Raw genomic sequence first — 16,904 nt, forward strand, 5'->3', positions numbered from 1 at the left:
GATGCCCCAGCTTCGAGCGCGCAACGGTCTTTCACCCCATGCGCGTTGACCCGGCGGGGGCGCGGGGGCATGTGGGCGCCGCCATGGAAGCTCTCCCCGCCGATCCCTCCCTGCGCGACATCCGCGCCTGGCCCTTCGAGGAGGCCGCGAAGGTGGCCGACCGTGCCTCGGTGAAAGCCAAGGGGATGGCGCTGTTCGAAACGGGCTATGGGCCTTCGGGCCTGCCCCATATCGGCACCTTCGGGGAGGTGGCGCGGACCACCTGGGTGAGGCGGGCCTTCGAGCGGCTGACCGGGCTGCCGAGCCGGCTGGTGGCCTTTTCGGACGACATGGATGCGTTGCGGAAGGTGCCGGACAACGTGCCGAACCCGGAGCTGCTGCGGGCCAACCTGGGCAAGCCGGTCTCCCGGATCCCGGATCCGTTCGGGACGCATGAGAGCTACGGGGCGCATAACAACGCCCGTCTCCGGACCTTCCTGGAGGCCTTCGGCTTCGAGTTCGAGTTCGCCTCCTCGACCGACTACTACTCCTCCGGCCGGTTCGATGAGGCGCTGCTGCGGATGCTGGCGGTGCATGAGGAGGTGCGGCAGGTGATCCTGCCGACGCTGGGGCCGGACCGGCGGGCGACCTATTCGCCCTTCCTGCCGATCCACCCCAGGACCGGGCTGGTGATGCAGGTGCCGATGGAGGAGGTGCGGCCCGATGCCGGGACGGTGGTCTGGCGCGACCCGGAGACGGGGGAGCGCTACGAGACGCCGGTCACGGGCGGGCATGTGAAGGCGCAGTGGAAGGCGGACTGGGCGCTGCGCTGGTACGCGCTGGGCGTGGATTACGAGATGTCCGGCAAGGACCTGATCGACAGCGTGAAGCTGTCCTCCCAGATCTGCCGTGTGCTGGGCGGGGAGCCGCCGGTGGGCTTCACCTATGAGCTGTTCCTGGATGCCCAGGGGCAGAAGATCAGCAAGAGCAAGGGCAACGGGCTGACCATCGAGGAGTGGCTGACCTATGCGCCGCCCGAGAGCCTTTCGCTGTTCATGTACCAGCAGCCCGGGCGGGCGAAGCGCCTGCATTTCGATGTCATTCCCCGGGCGACCGACGAGTACCTGGCGAATGTGGAGAAGCTGCGGGTGGCCGCCGATCCGGCGAACCCGGCCTGGCACATCCATGGCGGGGCGCTGCCGAACGGGGCGGGAAGCCCGATCACCTTCACCCTGTTGCTGAACCTGGCCGTGGCGGCGAATGCCGAGACGCCGGAGATGCTGTGGGGTTATCTGCGGCGGCACGCGCCGGAGGCGACGCCGGAAGCCTCGCCCATGCTGGCGGTGCTGGTGGAGCGGGCCTCGGCCTATTACCGGGACATGGTGAAGCCGACGAAGCGCTTCCGGCCGGCGACGCAGCCGGAGCGGGAGGCGCTGCTGCACCTCGCGCAGCTGCTTCGGGAGAACCAGGCGCGGATCGAGGCGCTGCCCGCGGCGGAGCGGCCGGGGGCCATCCAGGACCTGGTCTATGATGCCGGGCGGCGCGAGCCCTTCCTGCAGCCGGGCAAGGATCCGTCCCGCCCCGGGGTTTCGCGGGCCTGGTTCGCGGCCATCTACCAGGTGCTGCTGGGGCAGGAGGAGGGGCCGCGCTTCGGCGGCTTCGTTGCGCTCTACGGCATCCCTGAAACCGTGGCCCTGATCGAGGGCACGCTGGAACGAGGCGCCGACGCCGCATGAGCTGGGCGCTGATCCGCAAGCACGGACCGACCGTCTTCGGGCTGATCCTGCTGGTGGGGGCGCTCTACGTCGTGCAGCGGGAATTCCGCAACCTGTCGGTGGCGGATGTGGGGCTGGCGCTGGAGAACACGCCGGCCCGCCAGCTCTGGGTGGCGGGGGGGTGGACCCTCATCGCCTATGCGGTGCTGACGATCTATGACCGGCTGGGCTCGGTCTATGCGGGCAAGCCGATCTCCTATCTCCGGACGTCGCTGGCCTCCTTCTGCGCCTATACGCTGGCGCACAACCTGGGCTTTGCGGCGGTTTCAGGCGCGGCGGTGCGGTACCGCTTCTATGCGGCCTGGGGACTGACGCCGCTTGAGATCGCGAAGGTCATCGCCTTTACCTCCCTGACCTTCGGGCTGGGGGGCTTCGCGCTGGGCGGGCTGGTGCTCGTGCTGGAGCCTTCCGTTTTGCCCTGGGTGGGGGACAGCGAGGCGATCCCGGACTGGGTGGCGCAGGCGATTGGCGTGGCGATGTGGCTTATCGTGACGGCCTATGTGGTGCTGTCGCGCTTCTGGCCGCATTTCAAGATCTTCGGCCACCAGATCGACCTGCCGGGCTTCCGCATGGCCTTGGCGCAGGTGGCGCTTGCGAGCGTGGACGTGGCGGTGACGGCGGCCATCTTCTACGCGCTGCTGCCCGAGGCGCCGGGGCTGACCTTCTGGAAGTTCCTCGGGATCTATATCGCGGCCTACACCGCCGGGCTGGCGGCCAGCGTGCCGGGCGGGCTGGGCGTGTTCGACGGCTTCATCCTGCTGAGCCTGGAGCCCTACTTGCCCTCTGCCCAGGTGGTGGGGGCGGTGCTGCTGTTCCGGCTGTTCTACTACATCGTGCCCCTGTTCCTGGCCGGCGGCCTCTTCGCGGCGTTCGAGCTGAGCAACAGGCGACCCGTGATGGGGCGCATGCAGGCCGAGACGCGGGTGACGGGTGCGCTGGAGGTGCCGGTTCTCGCGGGCCTTGCGGGGCTGGGTGGGGTGGTGCTGCTTTTCGTGGGGGCCTTGCCCGCGCGGGGAACGGATATAGCCGCGTGGGGCGGGGAATGGGCGGCGCTGGCGAGCCAGTTCGCGGCTTCCATCGTCGGCTCGCTGCTGCTGGCGGTTTCCTACGGGATGCTGCGGCGGCTGCGCATCGCCTGGTGGGCGGGGCTGCTGCTGCTGCTGAACGGCGTGGCCATCCTGGTGGTGCGTGGGGATCCGTGGTGGGTGGCGGCCGGGTATCTCGGGACCGCGCTGTTCCTGACGGCGATGCGCCACGCCTTCTACCGGGATGCGCGGCTGACGGGGGAGCCGCTGACGGGGTCCCGCGTCTTCTCGCTGGCGGCGGGGGTGATCTGCGGGCTGACCCTGGCTGCGCTGGCCTATCAGGGCCGGGTTTCCGCGGCCGCGACCTGGGTGGAGGTGGTGACGGAGCCGGGGACGCCGGCGCCGCTGCGCTTCGCCGTTGCGGTAGCGGTGGCGCTGCTTCTCTTCGCCACCTTCCGCTTGCTTCGCCCGGCGCGGATCCGCGCCGAGGACTATGACGAATCGGCGCAGGCACGGCTGATGGCGCTCGGGGCGCGGGTGCCGCCCCATGCGGATGGGGTGGTTTTCGCCGATGGCGGGCGGGCGGGTTTCGCCTTCCGCCGGCTGGAAGGCGTGTGGGTGGCGGAAGGCGACCCGGGTGGCTCGCCGGAGGCGCGGATCAACGCGATCTGGCGGTTTCGGGACTTGTGCGACGTGGCCGGGGTGGCGCCGGCCTTCACACATGTCGGGCAGCACATGCTGCGGGCCTATGAGCAGGCTGGAATGGCGGCCGTGACCATGCCGAACGGGACGGTGATGGCCCTTTCCGGGGACCGGGATCCCCAGGCGGTGTTGCGCCTTCTGGCGAGCGGGGCGGCGGGGGACTGAACCGGCGGCCTATTGGCTGGCCCAGACGATGCGGTGCATCCAGGTCAGCTCCTCGAGGTCGAAGCTGTAATTGGGATGGGCTGGGTTAAGGCTGGCGAGCTCGATCCGCTTGGCGGACTGGCGGAGCAGTTCCTTCGCCATGACCTCTCCGCCCCGGGTGCGGACCACCACGCGGTCTCCGCGCCGGACCGGGGCGCTGGGCGAGACGATGATGACATCCCCGTCCCGGAACACAGGTTCCATCGAGTCTCCGCTGATTTCCAGCGCATAGGCGTTGGGATCGCCGACTTCGGGCAGGCTGATCTCGTCCCAGCCGCCGCCGACGGGGTAGCCGCCATCGTCGAAATAGCCGGAGCTGCCGGCCTGGGCGAGGCCGATCAGGGGAATGCGGCGGCTGGGGCGGGCGGCGGGGCGGATATTGCCGGTGATGAGGCTGGCGAATTCATCCATGCCGGCACCCGTGGCGGCGAGCACCTTGGCCACGCTTTCCGTCGAGGGCCAGCGCGCCCGCCCATCGGGCCCGATCCGCTTGGACGGGTTGAAGGCCGTGGGGTCGAGCCCTGCCTTGCGGGCGAGTCCCGAGGCCGAGAGGCCGTTCTCCGCCGCCAGGGCATCGAGTGCACGCCAGATGTCGCTGTGCTGCATGGCTCCAGTTTATAGGCGAGGAGTCTGTGGGCAACAGGAATTACATCTCAGATTGGGCTTGACGGTCACAACGGCGTGGGTTGATGTTCGCGCTTCGTTCACAACCGGCGAGGATCAGCCCCCGATGACCCGTCCCATTTCCGGTGCGCTCCGCACCACAACACCGGCCTTGTCGAGTCTCGACAGGGTGCAGCCCTTCAGCGATGCCGAGGAGGCGTGGTTCTGGACCATGGCCGCGCTGGTCGCGCGGCGCGACGGCGCGCGCATCGTCTCCGGCCGCGGGTTGGTGGCGCGGCCCTGCGAGCCCGACGATGTGGTGAAGTGCCTGGACCGCCTGTACCGGCACCGGCGCATCGACCTTGCCCATGCGCGGATCATGTGGATCTGGGGAGAGCGGGGCGTCGCGCCCGATCCGGGCGTGCTGCGTGAACGTGGCGACCACCGGCTCTGGCGCGAGGCGATGGAGCGGCTGGATTGGCCGCTGCGGGTGAAGGGGATCGTGGCGGGGCGGGAGCCGCGCGAGGCCGGCGAGCCGGGCGTTCTGCCCTTCGCCGCGCCGCGGACGCCCTGAGCCGGGAGACGCCCATGATCTCGGCACCGATCGTGCCGGCCCCAGACCTGCTGGCCGCCGCTCCGGGATACCGGGGCGGCGGTGGCGTTTCCGGGGCCGGGCACCGGCGCGTGGCGGAGTCGCGGCCGCAGCGCCTCTGGATTGCTTTTGGCGGCGGCGCGGACCAGGGCTGGATGCGGCTGCTGCGGCCGGGCTTCCGGCACTGCTTCGCGGCGCTGCGCGACGAGGACGGGTGGACGGTGCTGGATCCGCTCTCCGGACGCTTGCTGGTGACGCGGCTGGCAGTGGATGCCGGGTTCGACCTGCCGGGCTTCTGGCGGCGTGCAGGGTGCCGTGTGCTTGGTCCCTACCGGCCGGGCTCGCCGGCGCGGGCCTGGCCTGCGGTCGCGCCTTTTTCCTGCGTGTCGCTGTGCCGGGCGTTGCTGGGGCCCTGCGCCCCTTTCGCGCTGACGCCCTATGGCTTTTACCGAGCCATGGAGAAAATTCCGCATAAACAGGAAAATGTTCTTGACGACGGCGGGATGATCGGATAGAACCCCTCTCGTCAACGGGCGAGTTGCGCCTGGTGGCCTTCCTCCCCGATCCCAGGATTTCAGGCCCGGCCCGGACCCTTCCGGTGCCGGGCCTTTGCTTGTCCGGGCCGGGGCATCCGAGAGCAGGAGCGAGCCGGCGCATGGGCGATTGCACCACTTCCCCGCCGCACCCCGAGGGAGGGGTTGGGGCATGACGCCGGAGGAGATCCTGGCCCGCGCCGAGCGCGCGCTGGAGCGCCGCCGCCCCTGGGAGGGCGTGTGGCGCGACTGCTACGAGCATGTGCTGGCGAGCACGCCGGGCACCGGCGGCCCTGCGCTGCATGACGGCACGGCCGCGGATGCGGCGGAAAACCTGGCGGCCTCGTTGCTGGCGGAGCTGACCCCGCCCTGGTCGCGCTGGTTCGGGCTGGCGCCGGTGGACGAGGCGGCTGATCCTGCCCTGGCCGCCGTGTTGGAGCGGGCAGCGGAGGTGCTGCAGGGGCATCTGGACAGGTCCAATTTCGCGCAGGAGATGCACCAGGCCTTCCTCGACCTTGTGGTGGCCGGCACCGGCGTGGTGTTGGTTGAGGAGGCTCCGCCGGGCGAGGCCTCGGCGCTGCGCTTCACCGCCGTGCCGCTGCGCGAGGCGGTGCTGGAGGAAGGAGCTTCCGGACGGCTGGACACGATTTTCCGGCTGCTCCGGATGACGGCGGACGGGATCATCGGGCGCTACCCCAGCGCGGTGCTGCCGCCGGACCTGTTCCGGGCCGATGATCCAGAGGCGGCGCAGCGCGTGATCGAGGTGGTCTGGCCCGGCCGTGGCGGCCCACGCTACGCGGCGGTGCTGGAGCGGGACGGGCGCGCCCTGCCGCTGGCCGAGGGACGCTTTGAGGAATGCCCGTTCCTGGCTTTCCGATGGATGAAGGTGCCGGGCGAAACCTATGGGCGCGGGCCGGTGATGAAGGCGCTGCCGGATATCCGTACCGCGAACAAGGTGGTGGAGCTGGTGTTGAAGAACGCCTCCATCGCCGCGACCGGCATCTGGCAGGCCGATGACGACGGGGTGCTGAATCCCGCGACGGTGCGGCTGGAGCCGGGTTCCATCATCCCGAAAGCGGTGGGCTCCTCGGGGCTGACGCCGCTGAAGGCGGCGGGCTCCTTCGACGTGTCGCAGCTTGTTCTCTCGGACATGAGGGAGCGCATCCGCGCGGCGCTGCTGGCGGACCGGCTCTCGGCGCCGCAGCGCGCGAGCATGACGGCGACGGAGGTGCTGGAGCGCAGCGGGGAAACCGCGCGGCTGCTGGGTGCCACCTATGGCCGGCTGCAGGCGGAGTTGCTGACGCCGCTGGTGGCGCGCTGCCTCTCCATCCTGCGCCGCCGCGGGGAGGTGCCGCCCATCCTGCTGGACGGGCAGGAGGCGCGCATCGCCTACCAGTCGCCGCTGGCCCGGGTGCAGGGCCGGGCGGATGCGGCGAACACGATGCTGTTCCTGCAGGCCGTCGCGGCGCTGGGGCCCGCGGCCTCCGCCGTGGTCGATCTTCCCGCGGCGGCGCGGCACCTCGCCCGCACGCTTTCCGCGCCGGCCGCGATCCTCGCGCCCCCGGCCATCGCCGCCACGCCGGCACCCCTGGAGGAGCAACGCATCGGATGAGTGAGAACCTGCTGGAGGTGGAGGCCGAGGCCAGGGCGGAGCTGCCACCTGTGACCGCGGCGCGGCCGGAGGACGTGCCGGAGAAGTTCTGGGATGCCGAGCGCGGGGCACTGCGCGTGGAGGCGCTTCTCAAGTCCTATCGCGAGCTGGAGCGCAAGCTCTCCGCGCGCTTCGCGCCGCCGGGCGATGATGCCCCGGAGGAGGAGCGGCTGCGCTTCCGGCGCGCCATCGGCGTGCCCGACAGCGCGGAGGAGTACTGCGTGGAGCCGAGGCATGCGCTGGTGGGGCCGGACGTGGAGGTGAATGCCGCCTTTCACCGTGCGGGCTTTACCCCGGCCCAGGTGCAGCTGGCCTATGATCTGGCGGCCGAGCGGCTGCTGCCGATCGTGGCCGAAGCGGCCGCCCAGTTCGAGGCGGAGCGGCAGCGGGATCGGCTGCGGAGCGAATTCGGCGGCGAGGAGCGGTACCGGCGCACAGCGCGGCAGATCGCCGCCTGGGGCCGCGCGAACCTGCCTGAGGAGGTGATGGGGGCTCTTTCCACCACCGCTGAAGGGGTGATCACGCTGCACCGCATGATGGAGCGGGGCGAGCCAGGCCTGGCGCGCCAGGCGGAGGCGCCGGAGGCGGCGGACGAGGCCGCGCTCCGCCGGATGATGCGGGATCCGCGCTACTGGCGATCCCGCGAGCCCGATTTCGTGAAGCGCGTGACCGAGGGCTTCCGGCGCCTCACGACAGGGTGATGCAATTCCTTCAATCAGGCATTCAGGAATCTCCGCTAAGGTTCTGAAACCCGAGTCGGGTCATCGCGTTTTTCCGATGCCTCACTGCGACGGGCGGTCACTGACTGCATCCCCCCAAAGGGTGACCCCCGTTCGCCGCCGGACCCGCATCCCCCCTCGTGCGGTCCGGCCACGGGGGCGGGTGGCACCCCTACTATCCCCCTGGTGCCGCCCGCCCCCGTTTTCTTTTCTGAAGGCCCCTCCGCCCCGGCGGATGGGGCCTTTTTCGTTTCCACCTCTCCCGGCGTGAACAACCTGCCTGGCCCAGCGGGCCGGGCATGCGCGCGCCGTTCCGCGAGCCGCCCGGCCCCGGAGCCAGGAATGGCCCCGCGCCAACCGGGCGGCCGCATCCCACCAGCAGCGCCGAAACCCATTCCGAAGGAGGACCTGCGTGTCCGCCACGATCGACCAGGCTTTCGTCAAGCAGTTCCAGGCCGAGGTGCATGAGGCCTTCCAGCGCCAGGGCAGCAAGCTGCGCCCGACGGTGCGTTCCAAGACCGGCGTTCATGGCGCCTCCACCGTCTTCCCCCGCGTGGGCAAGGGCGTTGCCGCGGCCAAGGCGCGCAACGGCGTCGTGCCGGTGATGAACCTCGACTACTCCGCGGTCGAGTGCTTCCTGCAGGATTACTATGCGGGCGAGTGGGTCGATAAGCTCGACGAGATCAAGACCAACCTGGACGAGCGCGCGGTGGTGGCGAATGCCGGTGCCTATGCGCTGGGCCGCAAGACGGACGAGCTGATCATCGCCGCGCTCGACACCGCGACGCAGGAGGCCGTGGGCAGCGCGGCCGGCACGACGGATACAGATGGGCTGACCCGGGCGAAGGTGCTGCTGGCCTTCGAGAAGCTGGGCGCCGCCGATGTGCCGGATGACGGCAACCGCTTCGCGGTGGTGGGCTGGAAGCAGTGGAGCCAGCTGCTGCAGATCGAGGAATTCGCCAATGCCCAGTATGTCGGCGATGCGGACCTGCCCTGGAAAGGCATGCAGGCCAAGCGCTGGCTCGGCGCGCTGTGGATGCCGCATTCCGGCCTGACCAGGAGCGGCAACCTGCGCTTCTGCTACTTCTATCACCGCACCGCGATCGGCCATGCGGTGGCGCAGGACGTGACCACCGACATCACCTGGCATGGCGACCGCGCGGCGCATTTCGTGAACAACATGATGAGCCAGGGCGCCGTGCTGGTCGACGATGCGGGCATCGTGCGGATGCGCGCGGCGGAGTGATGGCCCGCTTGCGCCCGGGCGCGTGACATAGGGCCGCGCGACGAGGAATCGTCCTGCGCGGCCCTTGCACCAATGACGAGACGATGCGCGCGCCGGGCCTCCCGGCCGGCGTGCGCCACGCGCGGGGCCGGTGGCCCGCGATGCGCCGCCTGTTCCGCGCCGGAGCCGGCGCGACGTTCGCGGCCGCGTCGGCGCTGGCACCGGCCCCGCGCCCCTCTTTTCCCCGACGAAACCCGACACAGGGAGCATCGAACCGATGGCGCTTTCCGCCCTCGCCCTCTGCTCGCGCGCGCTGCTCAAGCTTGGCGCGCAGCCGATCGCCTCTCTCGAGGAGGGAACGGCCGAGGCGGAGGTGGCGGCCAATCTCTACCCGGGCACGCGGGATGCGCTGCTCTCCTGCCATCCCTGGTCCTTCGCCACGGGGCAGATGGCGCTGAACCGGCTGGCCGCCTCCCCGGTCGCCGATATGGCGAACGCCTTCCAGCTTCCGCCCGACCTGTTGCGGGCGATCTCCGCAGGCAGCGGGCGGGGGCGGGGGGTCATCTATCGCATCCATGAAGGGCGGCTGCATGCGGATGCGTTCCAGGTGACGCTGACCTATGTGTTCCGCCCGGAGGAGAGCGCCTTTCCCGCCTTCTTCGCCGCGGCGCTGGTGGCGCGGCTGGCGGCGGAGTTCTGCCTGCCGCTGACGGAAAGCGCCACGCGGGCGGAGATGCTGCACCGGATCGCGGAGGCGGAGCTGCGCCAGGCAAGACTGGCGGATAGCCAGCAGGCGACGCCGAAGGCGATCCAGGATTTCCCGCTCCTTGGCGTGCGGGGCTGAGCACATGCCCATCATCAAGCGCGCGAAAACCACCTTCACGGCGGGGGAGCTGGCGCCCGAGTTGCTGGGGCGCGGCGATGTGCCCGCCTGGTCCAGCGGCGCCATGCGGCTGCGCAACATGTTCATCCAGCCCACGGGCGGCGTGGAGCGCAGGCCGGGCCTGCGCCACCTGTCGATGCTGCCCGGCGCTGCGCGGCTGGTGCCTTTCGAGTTCAGCACGGAGCAGGCCTTTCTTCTCGTGCTGCTGGAGCACGGGCTGAGGATCTTCCGGGGCGATGAGCCCGTGGCCGAGATGAATGCGCCCTGGACGGCGGCCATGCTGCCGCAGATCGCCTTCACCCAGGATGGGGGGACGCTGTTGCTGCTGCACCCGGCCATGCCGCCCCAGGCCGTTCGCAGGAACGATGCCGGGCATTGGGTGATGACCCCCTTCGCCTTCGCGGCGCAGCCCTTCTTCCGCTATGCGCCGGGAAGCGTCTCGCTCACGCCCAGCGGCACGGCTGGGGTGGTGAGCGTGACGGCCTCGGAGAATGTGTTCCTGCCCGGGCATGTCGGCGCGCAGCTGCGGATCGGCGTGGGGCGCCTTTCCATCACCGCGGTGAACAGTGCATCGATGGTGACGGCGCAGATTCTCGAAGCGCCAGCCTCCATGGAGGCAAGCACGGCATGGCAGGAATCGGCATTCAGCGCGGTGCGCGGCTGGCCGGTGAGCGCCTGCTTCCACCAGGCGCGCCTTGTGCTGGGCGGCTCGCGTGACCTGCCGAACCGGCTCTGGTTCTCCCGCACGGCGCGATACGACAACTTCGATCCGGGCGAGGGGCTGGATGACGAGGCGATCGAGTTCGGCCTTGTCTCGGACCAGCTGAACGCGATCCGCGCCGTCTTCGCCGGGCGGCACCTGCAGGTCTTCACCTCCGGTGCGGAATGGATGGTCAGTGGCGACCCGCTGACGCCCTCCTCGATCCAGGTGACGCGGCAGACCCGGGTGGGTTCTCCGGTGGAGCGCAGTGTGCCGCCCCTGGATGTGGATGGATCGACGGTCTTCGTGGCCCGGTCCGGGCGCGCGGTGCACGAATTCTCCTACACCGATCTCCAGCAGGCCTATCAGGCCGAGGACCTGGCGCTGGTGGCGCGGCACCTGATGCGGGCGCCGGTGTCCATGGCCTATGATTCCCGGCGCCGCCTGCTGCATCTGGCCATGCAGGATGGCAGCCTGGCCACGCTGACCATCTACCGTGCCGAGGCTGTAACCGGCTGGACCCGGCAGGAGACCGACGGCGCCTTCCACTCCCTCGCGGAGATGGAAGGCACTGTCTATGCGGTGGTGGAGCGCGGCGGGCGTTTCCGGCTGGAGCGTTTCGACGATGCGCTGCGGCTGGATGCGGCCGTGCCGGCGCATGGCAGCGCGGATGGCCTTGCCTGGTCCGGGCTGGATCACCTGGAGGGGCGCGCGGTCGCGCTTCTCGCGGATGGGGCGCCGCGGGATCGGGCGGTGGTGCTGGGGGGTGTCGTCACTCTCGATGCGCCCGCGGGCGCCGTGCAGGCCGGGCTGCCTTTCACCCATGTCGTGGAGCCGATGCCGCCGGAAACCTCTACCGGCACCGGCGCGCGCATGGGGCCGGTGCGGCTGGTGGCCATCACCTTCCGCCTGCTGGAGACGGGTGCGCTCTCGGTCGATACCGGCCGGGGCTCGCGGCCCGTGCCCTTCCGGCGGCTGGACACGCCCATGCTCGACGCCGCGCCGCCCCTCTTCACCGGTGACGTGACCCTGCGCGGCCTGGGATGGAGGCGGAATTCCCTCGCGCCGCTCTGGCGGATCGAGGGCGACGCGCCGCTGGCCTTCACTCTGCTTTCCGTGACAACCGAAACGAGGACGACCGACTGATGGCGCAGCTTGCCCCCGTCGTGACGCTCGCCGCCACCGGCGCCTCCATCTACTCGCAGGTGACCGAGGCGCAGCGGCAGAAGAGGAACGCCGCGATCCAGCAGCAGAACACGCTGCTGCGGCAGGAAGCGCAGGAGCAGATCCTCGGCGCCCAGTCCGCGCAGGCCCGCGCCGAGCGGCAGCGGGCGCTCGAACGCGGGATCGCCGCCGCGCGCACGCGGCTGGCGGCTGGCGGCGTGAACCCGGAGGATGGATCGGGCGCGGCCTTCTCCGCCGGGCTCCGCAGCGCCGCGCGGCAGGCGCAGGAGGCGGATGACGCCACCTACTCGGCGCGGCTCACGGCCAACCGCAGATCCCTGCTCGACCAGGATGGTTCCGCGCGGAACTGGGTGAGCGCGGGGCGCAGCCTCGGTGGCGCCGTGAAAAGCCTTCTGGACTGAGCTGAACACGCCCCTGCGGCAGAACCGGAGAATCCCATGGCCGAGCATATCCGCATCGGCGACGTCGCGCCGCGCGTGCAATACGTGGCCGATGGCGCGCAGACCGCCTTCGTCTATCCCTTTCCCGTCTTCGCGGCCGAGGACATCGAGGTCCATGTCGATGGGCTGCGCCTGGCGAGCGGCTTTGCCGTCTCGGGCGCGGGGCGGTCGGATGGCGGCATCGTCACCTTCGCCCTGCCGCCCGCAGCCGGTGCCAGGCTGGTGCTGCGCCGCCGGCTGGTGATGGAGCGCGTCACCGACTACCAGCCCAATGGGGTGCTGCGCGCGAACACGCTGAATGACGAGCTGGACCGGCAGATGGCCGCGTTGCAGGAGCTGCGCGAGGATGCAGGCGGCGCGCTGCGCCAGGGGCCTGGAGAGGTGGGCGGACAATTCGTGCTGCCGCCGCGCCCGGCACGCGCGAACCGGCTTCTGGGCTTCGACAGCCTGGGGAATGTGGCCGTCTTCTCCCGCGGGGAAGCAACCCTGTCCGCGCCATTTCCCGGCGGCGTTCCGCGCACCGTGGAGGACAAGCTGGCCGAGCGCCTTTCGGCGCGGGATTTCGGCGCGGCCGGCGATGGCGTGGCGGATGACGGGCCGGCCCTGCAGGCCGCCATGAATGCGGCAGCCGCTTCAGGCAAGTTCCTGGACATCGGGGAGGGGACCTTCCGCTCCACCATTCCGCTGACACTGCCGGGGGCGGCGGCGGGCCTCTCCATGCGCGGCGCCATCCTCTATGCCGGGCCGGGCGGAGAGGCGGCGCTGACACTGGGCGATGGGGCGGCCATCCGCAATCGCGCCAAGATCTACCAGGGCCTGCGCGTGCTGCGCGCCGCCATCTCCTCCTGGGAGGATGAGCGGGACATCGGCATTCTCATCCGGAACCAGGATTCCGCGCTGATCGAGATACGCCAGGTGGAGATGTTCACCATCGGCGTGCAGACCCTGGGCGTGGAGCGCGGCTTCGAGGACAGCGTTCTCCATCTCGGCCGCATCGTGGATAACCGCTATGGGCTGGACATCCGCACGGCAAGCGCGGCGGGGTGGAACACCTCGGTCCGCTATCACGGCGGCCATTTCGCGCATTCCCTGGCCACCTATCCGGAGAAGGACCGCTACGGCATCCGATTCTCCGCCGCGCCAGGCGCCTATGTGGCGCATAACCGGCATGTCTTCGACGGGCCCGCCTTCGAGCTGCAGTCGCGCGACAGGGCGATAGACGGCATTCCCTTCCTGGTTCAGGTGAACTCGCGCGCCATCCTCGCGCGCGGAATGCGGATGGAGGGCTGCGACCCCTATGTCGCCCGCCATACCGCCGGGGCGCAGGACCATGTCTATGAGGTGGCCTGGGCCAGCCAGGGCTATGGGATCGAGATCGACTACACGGGAACCTCCACCCGCGTGGGGAGCATCGTGCGGGCGCTGCACCAGGGCGCGGCGCACCGCGAATTCACGCGCAGCCTTGCAGAGGTTCCCAACCTGCGGGCCGCGGCGATCCGCTGGAACGCCACCGAGACGGGCTTCGAGAAGCTGGCATGCCTTTCCACCAATGTCAGCGGCACGCCCACGCAGATCCCGCATTTCGCCTTCCCCGCGCTGGACAGCTACGTTCTGACGGACCGTGGCGTGATGCTGACAGGGGGGCGCGGCCTCGGCTTCGTGGTGGATGCGCGCCGCTGCAAGGAGTTCGCCCTGGCGGTGGATGCCGATGACCCGCGCATGGTGGTCCAGTGCTTCGGTGCCGGCGGCGTGCTGCTGACCCCGGCCGAGGGGGAGATGGTGCGGGCCTCCGGCATGTCGCTCACCTATGCCGCCGGGCCACGTTGGTGGCAGGGCAATGCGGACAGCAACGACGCGAATCTCACCCGGCTGCAGGTGGTGCGGCTGGCCCCGCAGGTGCAGACCGCCATCATCGGCGTGGCGCGGATCGGCACGGATTACGAGCTGCGCAGCATGCGCCTGGCCTGCGATCCCTCGCAGAGTCCGGCCGTGCTCTATGGCACGCCGGAGCTGCCGCATGGCGTGCGGGAGCTGAAGGCCGAAATGGCCTGGGATCCCCCCTCCATCGCGGCGGGAGGGTCGGCGCAGCTGAACGTGCCATGCCCCGGCGTGCGGCCCGGGGACTTCGTGCAGGCGGCTTTCAGCCTTTCCACCTCCGGCCTCATCTTCCTCGCCCAGGTGGGCGCGCAGGATGTGGTGACGGTGACGGCCTGGAACCGCAGCGGCGCGGCGGTGGACCTCAATGCCGGCACGGTGCGCGTGCGGGCGGTGAAGTCGTGACGCCGCTCTCGCCCGAGGAGCTGCGCCGCGCCATCCGCAAGGTGGTGGCGGATTACGAGGCCTTCGTCGCGCGCGGCCCCGCCCCGGGGACGCATGAGGATCCGAAGGCCTTCACCGCCCACCACGCGGCGGCTCGCGCGGCGCTCGCGCATCTGGAGCACCTGATGAAGCTGAACCGCGGCAGCGCGGAGCCGGAGGCGGCGGCCGAAACGGGCACGCTGCTCGCCGAGGCGCGGCGCTCCATCCGCTTGGCCGAACAGGAAGACCAAAACGGCGAGGAGAACACGGAGGATGACGACACCGCCTGAGGCGACGGAGCACGATTTCCTGGAATTCCTCTATGCCTGGAACCTGCGCGCCGGCGTGAACACCCCCGGCGTGCATCGCCGCATCGCGCGATGGCTCATGGCGCGGCATGCGGGCCGAGACCGGCGCCTGCTGCTGATGGCCTTCCGCGGCTGCGGCAAGTCCACGCTGGTCGGGCTCTGGTGCGCCTGGCGGCTCTCGGTGCAGCCGGAACTGCGGATCCTCGTGCTGGCGGCGGATCACAGCCTGGCCGCGCGCATGGTGGCGACCGTGCGCCGCATCGTCGAACGCCACCCGCTCTGCCGCCATCTTCTCGGCGGCGACGAGAGCTGGGCCTCCGATCGCTTCACGGTGAGACGCGCGGGCGCGATCCGCGAGCCCTCCATGCTCGCCCAGGGCATTACCGGCAATGTCACAGGCGCGCGGGCGGAGCTGATCATCTGCGACGACGTGGAGGTGGCCGGGAATTGCGACACGCCGGGCAAGCGGGAGGAGCTACGCGAGCGCCTGGGGGAATGCGAGTTCATCCTCACCCCTGGCGGCACCATCCTCTATGTCGGCACGCCGCATTGCGCCGAAAGCCTCTATGCCCCGGCCGAGGCGGAGGGTGCCTTCCTTGCCGGCTACCGGCGCCTTCGCATCCCGCTGCTCAACCCCGTCGGGCGCAGCGCCTGGCCGGAGCGCTTCCCGCGCGAGGCCATCCAGACACTGCGGGACCGCGTGGGGCCGCTGCCGTTCCGGCGGCAGATGATGCTGGAATGCGCCTCCTCCGGCACCGCGCGGCTCGATCCCGCGCTCATCGTCCGGTACGGAGAGGAGCCGGATTACCGGGAGGCGAATGGCCGTCCCATCCTCTCCCTGCTCGGGCGCCGCCTCGTCTCCGGCGGCGGGTTCTGGGACCCGGCCTATGGGAGGCCGGGGCAGGGTGACTCCAGCGTCCTTGCCGCCACCTTCGCGGATGGGGAGGGGAACCACTACCTCCACCGCCTCGCCTACATCACCCAGGACCCGGATGGGGAGCCCGACCCGGCCACGCAGCAATGCCGCCGCGTCGCGGCCATCGCGAAGGACCTGCTGCTGCCCGTGGTGCGGGTGGAGACGAACGGCATCGGCAAGTTCCTGCCACCCCTGCTCCGGCGGGAGATGGCCCGCGCCGGCGCCGCCTGCACGGTGGTGGAGCATGCGAGCCACAGGGCGAAGCAGGAGCGTATCCTCGGGGCGCTGGACCCGGTGATGGCCGCGCGCCGCCTGCACGCGCATGAGGCCGTGTTCCGCACCGCCTTCCCCCGCGAGATGGCGGAATGGAAGCCGGGCTCGGACGGCGTGCGGGACGATGCGCTGGACGCGGTGGCGGGCTGCCTGCTGGCCGAGCCGGTGCGGCTGCCCGCCCTTCCTCCGGCGCCGCGCGGGATGTCCTGGCGCGGCTAGGCCGCCTTCTTCAGCACCTCGCTCGCATGGCGCCTTGCCCCGTCAGCGGTCATGGCGAAGCGCCCGGGCGAGACCTCATCCGCGAAGCCCATGGTGCAGAGGCGGCGCAGGCAGGGCTCGTCCGGCAACCCCGCCGGGCGGGTGCCGCCATGCGTCAGGAACAGCCGGTGCAGCGCTGCCCGGCAGCAGGTCTCAAGATAGGGCTCGTTCCACATCAGCCGCTCAATGCATCCCTCATGGTGCCCCGGCAAGTCGGGGTGCCAGCCCGCGCGATCAACCCCGCGCCACCCCGCAACCCGGCGCCTTCCCCGAAGGAGGACCCATGCTGTCCTTTCCCCCTGAGCCGCACTGGATCGCCGCGGCGGTGGAAACCCCGCTGATGGCCATCCTTGTCTGGATGCTTCACTCCCTCCGCCGCAGCATCGCGCAGGCGCCGGATGGCGTGCCGCTGCAGGACCTTTCCCAGCAGAAAGCCGCGCTCGATCGCACGCGGGACGAGCTGGCCGCCTTCAAGCTGGAGGTCGCCCGCACCTATGTCCCGCTCTCCCTGATCCGGGACGTGGATGGGCGGCTGACCGCCCATCTCATCCGCATCGAGCAGAAGCTCGACGAAGCCACCCGCGCCGCCCACAGCACCGCCGCCCAGATGCGCGTGCTCGCCGAGGACCGCTGAA

The 16,904-nt window shown here is 70.6% G+C and carries 16 protein-coding genes; 14 read left to right on the top strand and 2 right to left on the bottom strand.

Annotated features, from left to right (window positions below):
- Positions 1-83: 83 nt before the first annotated feature.
- Both J8J14_RS17865 and J8J14_RS17870 read left to right on the top strand, forming a co-directional pair.
- Positions 84-1,715, top strand: coding sequence for a lysine--tRNA ligase (locus tag J8J14_RS17865; protein ID WP_209380961.1), 1,632 nt, complete (start codon positions 84-86; stop codon positions 1,713-1,715).
- Positions 1,712-3,646, top strand: coding sequence for a phosphatidylglycerol lysyltransferase domain-containing protein (locus tag J8J14_RS17870; RefSeq protein WP_209380906.1), 1,935 nt, complete (start codon positions 1,712-1,714; stop codon positions 3,644-3,646). Before J8J14_RS17865 ends, J8J14_RS17870 begins: the two co-directional genes overlap by 4 nt.
- A 9-nt stretch (positions 3,647-3,655) precedes the next feature.
- On the opposite strand, the gene J8J14_RS17875 is transcribed toward J8J14_RS17870, so the two are convergent.
- On the bottom strand, positions 3,656-4,291 hold the full coding sequence (locus J8J14_RS17875; protein ID WP_209380907.1) for a S24 family peptidase: 636 nt from the start codon (positions 4,289-4,291) through the stop codon (positions 3,656-3,658).
- Between the two features lie 124 nt (positions 4,292-4,415).
- Here J8J14_RS17875 and J8J14_RS17880 point away from each other — a divergent pair, with 124 nt between their 5' ends.
- The 11 genes from J8J14_RS17880 (at position 4,416) to terL (ending at position 16,230) form a co-directional block, all read left to right on the top strand.
- Positions 4,416-4,862 carry a hypothetical protein gene (locus tag J8J14_RS17880; RefSeq protein WP_209380908.1) on the top strand — a complete coding sequence of 149 codons (447 nt, stop codon included), beginning with the start codon at positions 4,416-4,418 and terminating at the stop codon, positions 4,860-4,862.
- Between the two features lie 14 nt (positions 4,863-4,876).
- Positions 4,877-5,395, top strand: a complete 519-nt coding sequence (locus tag J8J14_RS17885; RefSeq protein ID WP_245215923.1) for a hypothetical protein — start codon at positions 4,877-4,879, stop codon at positions 5,393-5,395.
- 190 nt (positions 5,396-5,585) lie between these two features.
- A complete protein-coding gene (locus J8J14_RS17890; RefSeq protein ID WP_209380909.1) occupies positions 5,586-7,025 on the top strand; it encodes a portal protein in 1,440 nt (479 codons plus the stop codon).
- A complete protein-coding gene (locus J8J14_RS17895; RefSeq protein ID WP_209380910.1) occupies positions 7,022-7,765 on the top strand; it encodes a capsid assembly protein in 744 nt (247 codons plus the stop codon). Before J8J14_RS17890 ends, J8J14_RS17895 begins: the two co-directional genes overlap by 4 nt.
- 430 nt (positions 7,766-8,195) lie before the next feature.
- A complete protein-coding gene (locus J8J14_RS17900; protein ID WP_209380911.1) occupies positions 8,196-9,029 on the top strand; it encodes a phage capsid protein in 834 nt (277 codons plus the stop codon).
- A 256-nt stretch (positions 9,030-9,285) separates the two neighbouring features.
- A complete protein-coding gene (locus J8J14_RS17905) occupies positions 9,286-9,852 on the top strand; it encodes a hypothetical protein (protein ID WP_209380912.1) in 567 nt (188 codons plus the stop codon).
- 4 nt (positions 9,853-9,856) lie between these two features.
- Positions 9,857-11,737, top strand: a complete 1,881-nt coding sequence (locus J8J14_RS17910) for a hypothetical protein (protein WP_209380913.1) — start codon at positions 9,857-9,859, stop codon at positions 11,735-11,737.
- On the top strand, positions 11,737-12,177 hold the full coding sequence (locus J8J14_RS17915; protein WP_209380914.1) for a hypothetical protein: 441 nt from the start codon (positions 11,737-11,739) through the stop codon (positions 12,175-12,177). Before J8J14_RS17910 ends, J8J14_RS17915 begins: the two co-directional genes overlap by 1 nt.
- A 36-nt stretch (positions 12,178-12,213) precedes the next feature.
- Positions 12,214-14,496, top strand: coding sequence for a hydrolase (locus J8J14_RS17920; protein ID WP_209380915.1), 2,283 nt, complete (start codon positions 12,214-12,216; stop codon positions 14,494-14,496).
- The gene (locus J8J14_RS17925; protein WP_209380916.1) at positions 14,493-14,804 is read left to right on the top strand and encodes a hypothetical protein; all 312 of its coding nucleotides are present in this window, start codon (positions 14,493-14,495) and stop codon (positions 14,802-14,804) included. The genes J8J14_RS17920 and J8J14_RS17925 overlap by 4 nt, the downstream gene beginning before the upstream one ends.
- On the top strand, positions 14,788-16,230 hold the full coding sequence (gene terL, locus J8J14_RS17930) for a phage terminase large subunit (protein WP_209380917.1): 1,443 nt from the start codon (positions 14,788-14,790) through the stop codon (positions 16,228-16,230). The genes J8J14_RS17925 and terL overlap by 17 nt, the downstream gene beginning before the upstream one ends.
- Here terL and J8J14_RS17935 read toward each other — a convergent pair.
- Complete coding sequence (locus J8J14_RS17935; RefSeq protein ID WP_209380963.1) at positions 16,227-16,445, bottom strand: hypothetical protein; 219 nt, start codon at positions 16,443-16,445, stop codon at positions 16,227-16,229. The genes terL and J8J14_RS17935 overlap by 4 nt on opposite strands.
- Positions 16,446-16,552: 107 nt before the next feature.
- Here J8J14_RS17935 and J8J14_RS17940 point away from each other — a divergent pair, with 107 nt between their 5' ends.
- Complete coding sequence (locus J8J14_RS17940) at positions 16,553-16,903, top strand: hypothetical protein (RefSeq protein ID WP_209380918.1); 351 nt, start codon at positions 16,553-16,555, stop codon at positions 16,901-16,903.
- The last annotated feature ends 1 nt before the right edge of the window (position 16,904 follow it).

Source organism: Pararoseomonas baculiformis, from assembly GCF_017813395.1.
In the GTDB taxonomy this organism is placed as follows: Bacteria; Pseudomonadota; Alphaproteobacteria; order Acetobacterales; family Acetobacteraceae; genus Roseomonas; species Roseomonas baculiformis.

Coding starts and splice junctions, on each gene's coding strand:
- J8J14_RS17865 (WP_209380961.1), top strand. CDS start 84: ATGGAAGCTCTCCCCGCCGATCCCTCCCTGCGCGACATCCGCGCCTGG.
- J8J14_RS17870 (WP_209380906.1), top strand. CDS start 1,712: ATGAGCTGGGCGCTGATCCGCAAGCACGGACCGACCGTCTTCGGGCTG.
- J8J14_RS17875 (WP_209380907.1), bottom strand. CDS start 4,291: ATGCAGCACAGCGACATCTGGCGTGCACTCGATGCCCTGGCGGCGGAG.
- J8J14_RS17880 (WP_209380908.1), top strand. CDS start 4,416: ATGACCCGTCCCATTTCCGGTGCGCTCCGCACCACAACACCGGCCTTG.
- J8J14_RS17885 (WP_245215923.1), top strand. CDS start 4,877: ATGATCTCGGCACCGATCGTGCCGGCCCCAGACCTGCTGGCCGCCGCT.
- J8J14_RS17890 (WP_209380909.1), top strand. CDS start 5,586: ATGACGCCGGAGGAGATCCTGGCCCGCGCCGAGCGCGCGCTGGAGCGC.
- J8J14_RS17895 (WP_209380910.1), top strand. CDS start 7,022: ATGAGTGAGAACCTGCTGGAGGTGGAGGCCGAGGCCAGGGCGGAGCTG.
- J8J14_RS17905 (WP_209380912.1), top strand. CDS start 9,286: ATGGCGCTTTCCGCCCTCGCCCTCTGCTCGCGCGCGCTGCTCAAGCTT.
- J8J14_RS17910 (WP_209380913.1), top strand. CDS start 9,857: ATGCCCATCATCAAGCGCGCGAAAACCACCTTCACGGCGGGGGAGCTG.
- J8J14_RS17915 (WP_209380914.1), top strand. CDS start 11,737: ATGGCGCAGCTTGCCCCCGTCGTGACGCTCGCCGCCACCGGCGCCTCC.
- J8J14_RS17920 (WP_209380915.1), top strand. CDS start 12,214: ATGGCCGAGCATATCCGCATCGGCGACGTCGCGCCGCGCGTGCAATAC.
- terL (WP_209380917.1), top strand. CDS start 14,788: ATGACGACACCGCCTGAGGCGACGGAGCACGATTTCCTGGAATTCCTC.
- J8J14_RS17935 (WP_209380963.1), bottom strand. CDS start 16,445: ATGTGGAACGAGCCCTATCTTGAGACCTGCTGCCGGGCAGCGCTGCAC.
- J8J14_RS17940 (WP_209380918.1), top strand. CDS start 16,553: ATGCTGTCCTTTCCCCCTGAGCCGCACTGGATCGCCGCGGCGGTGGAA.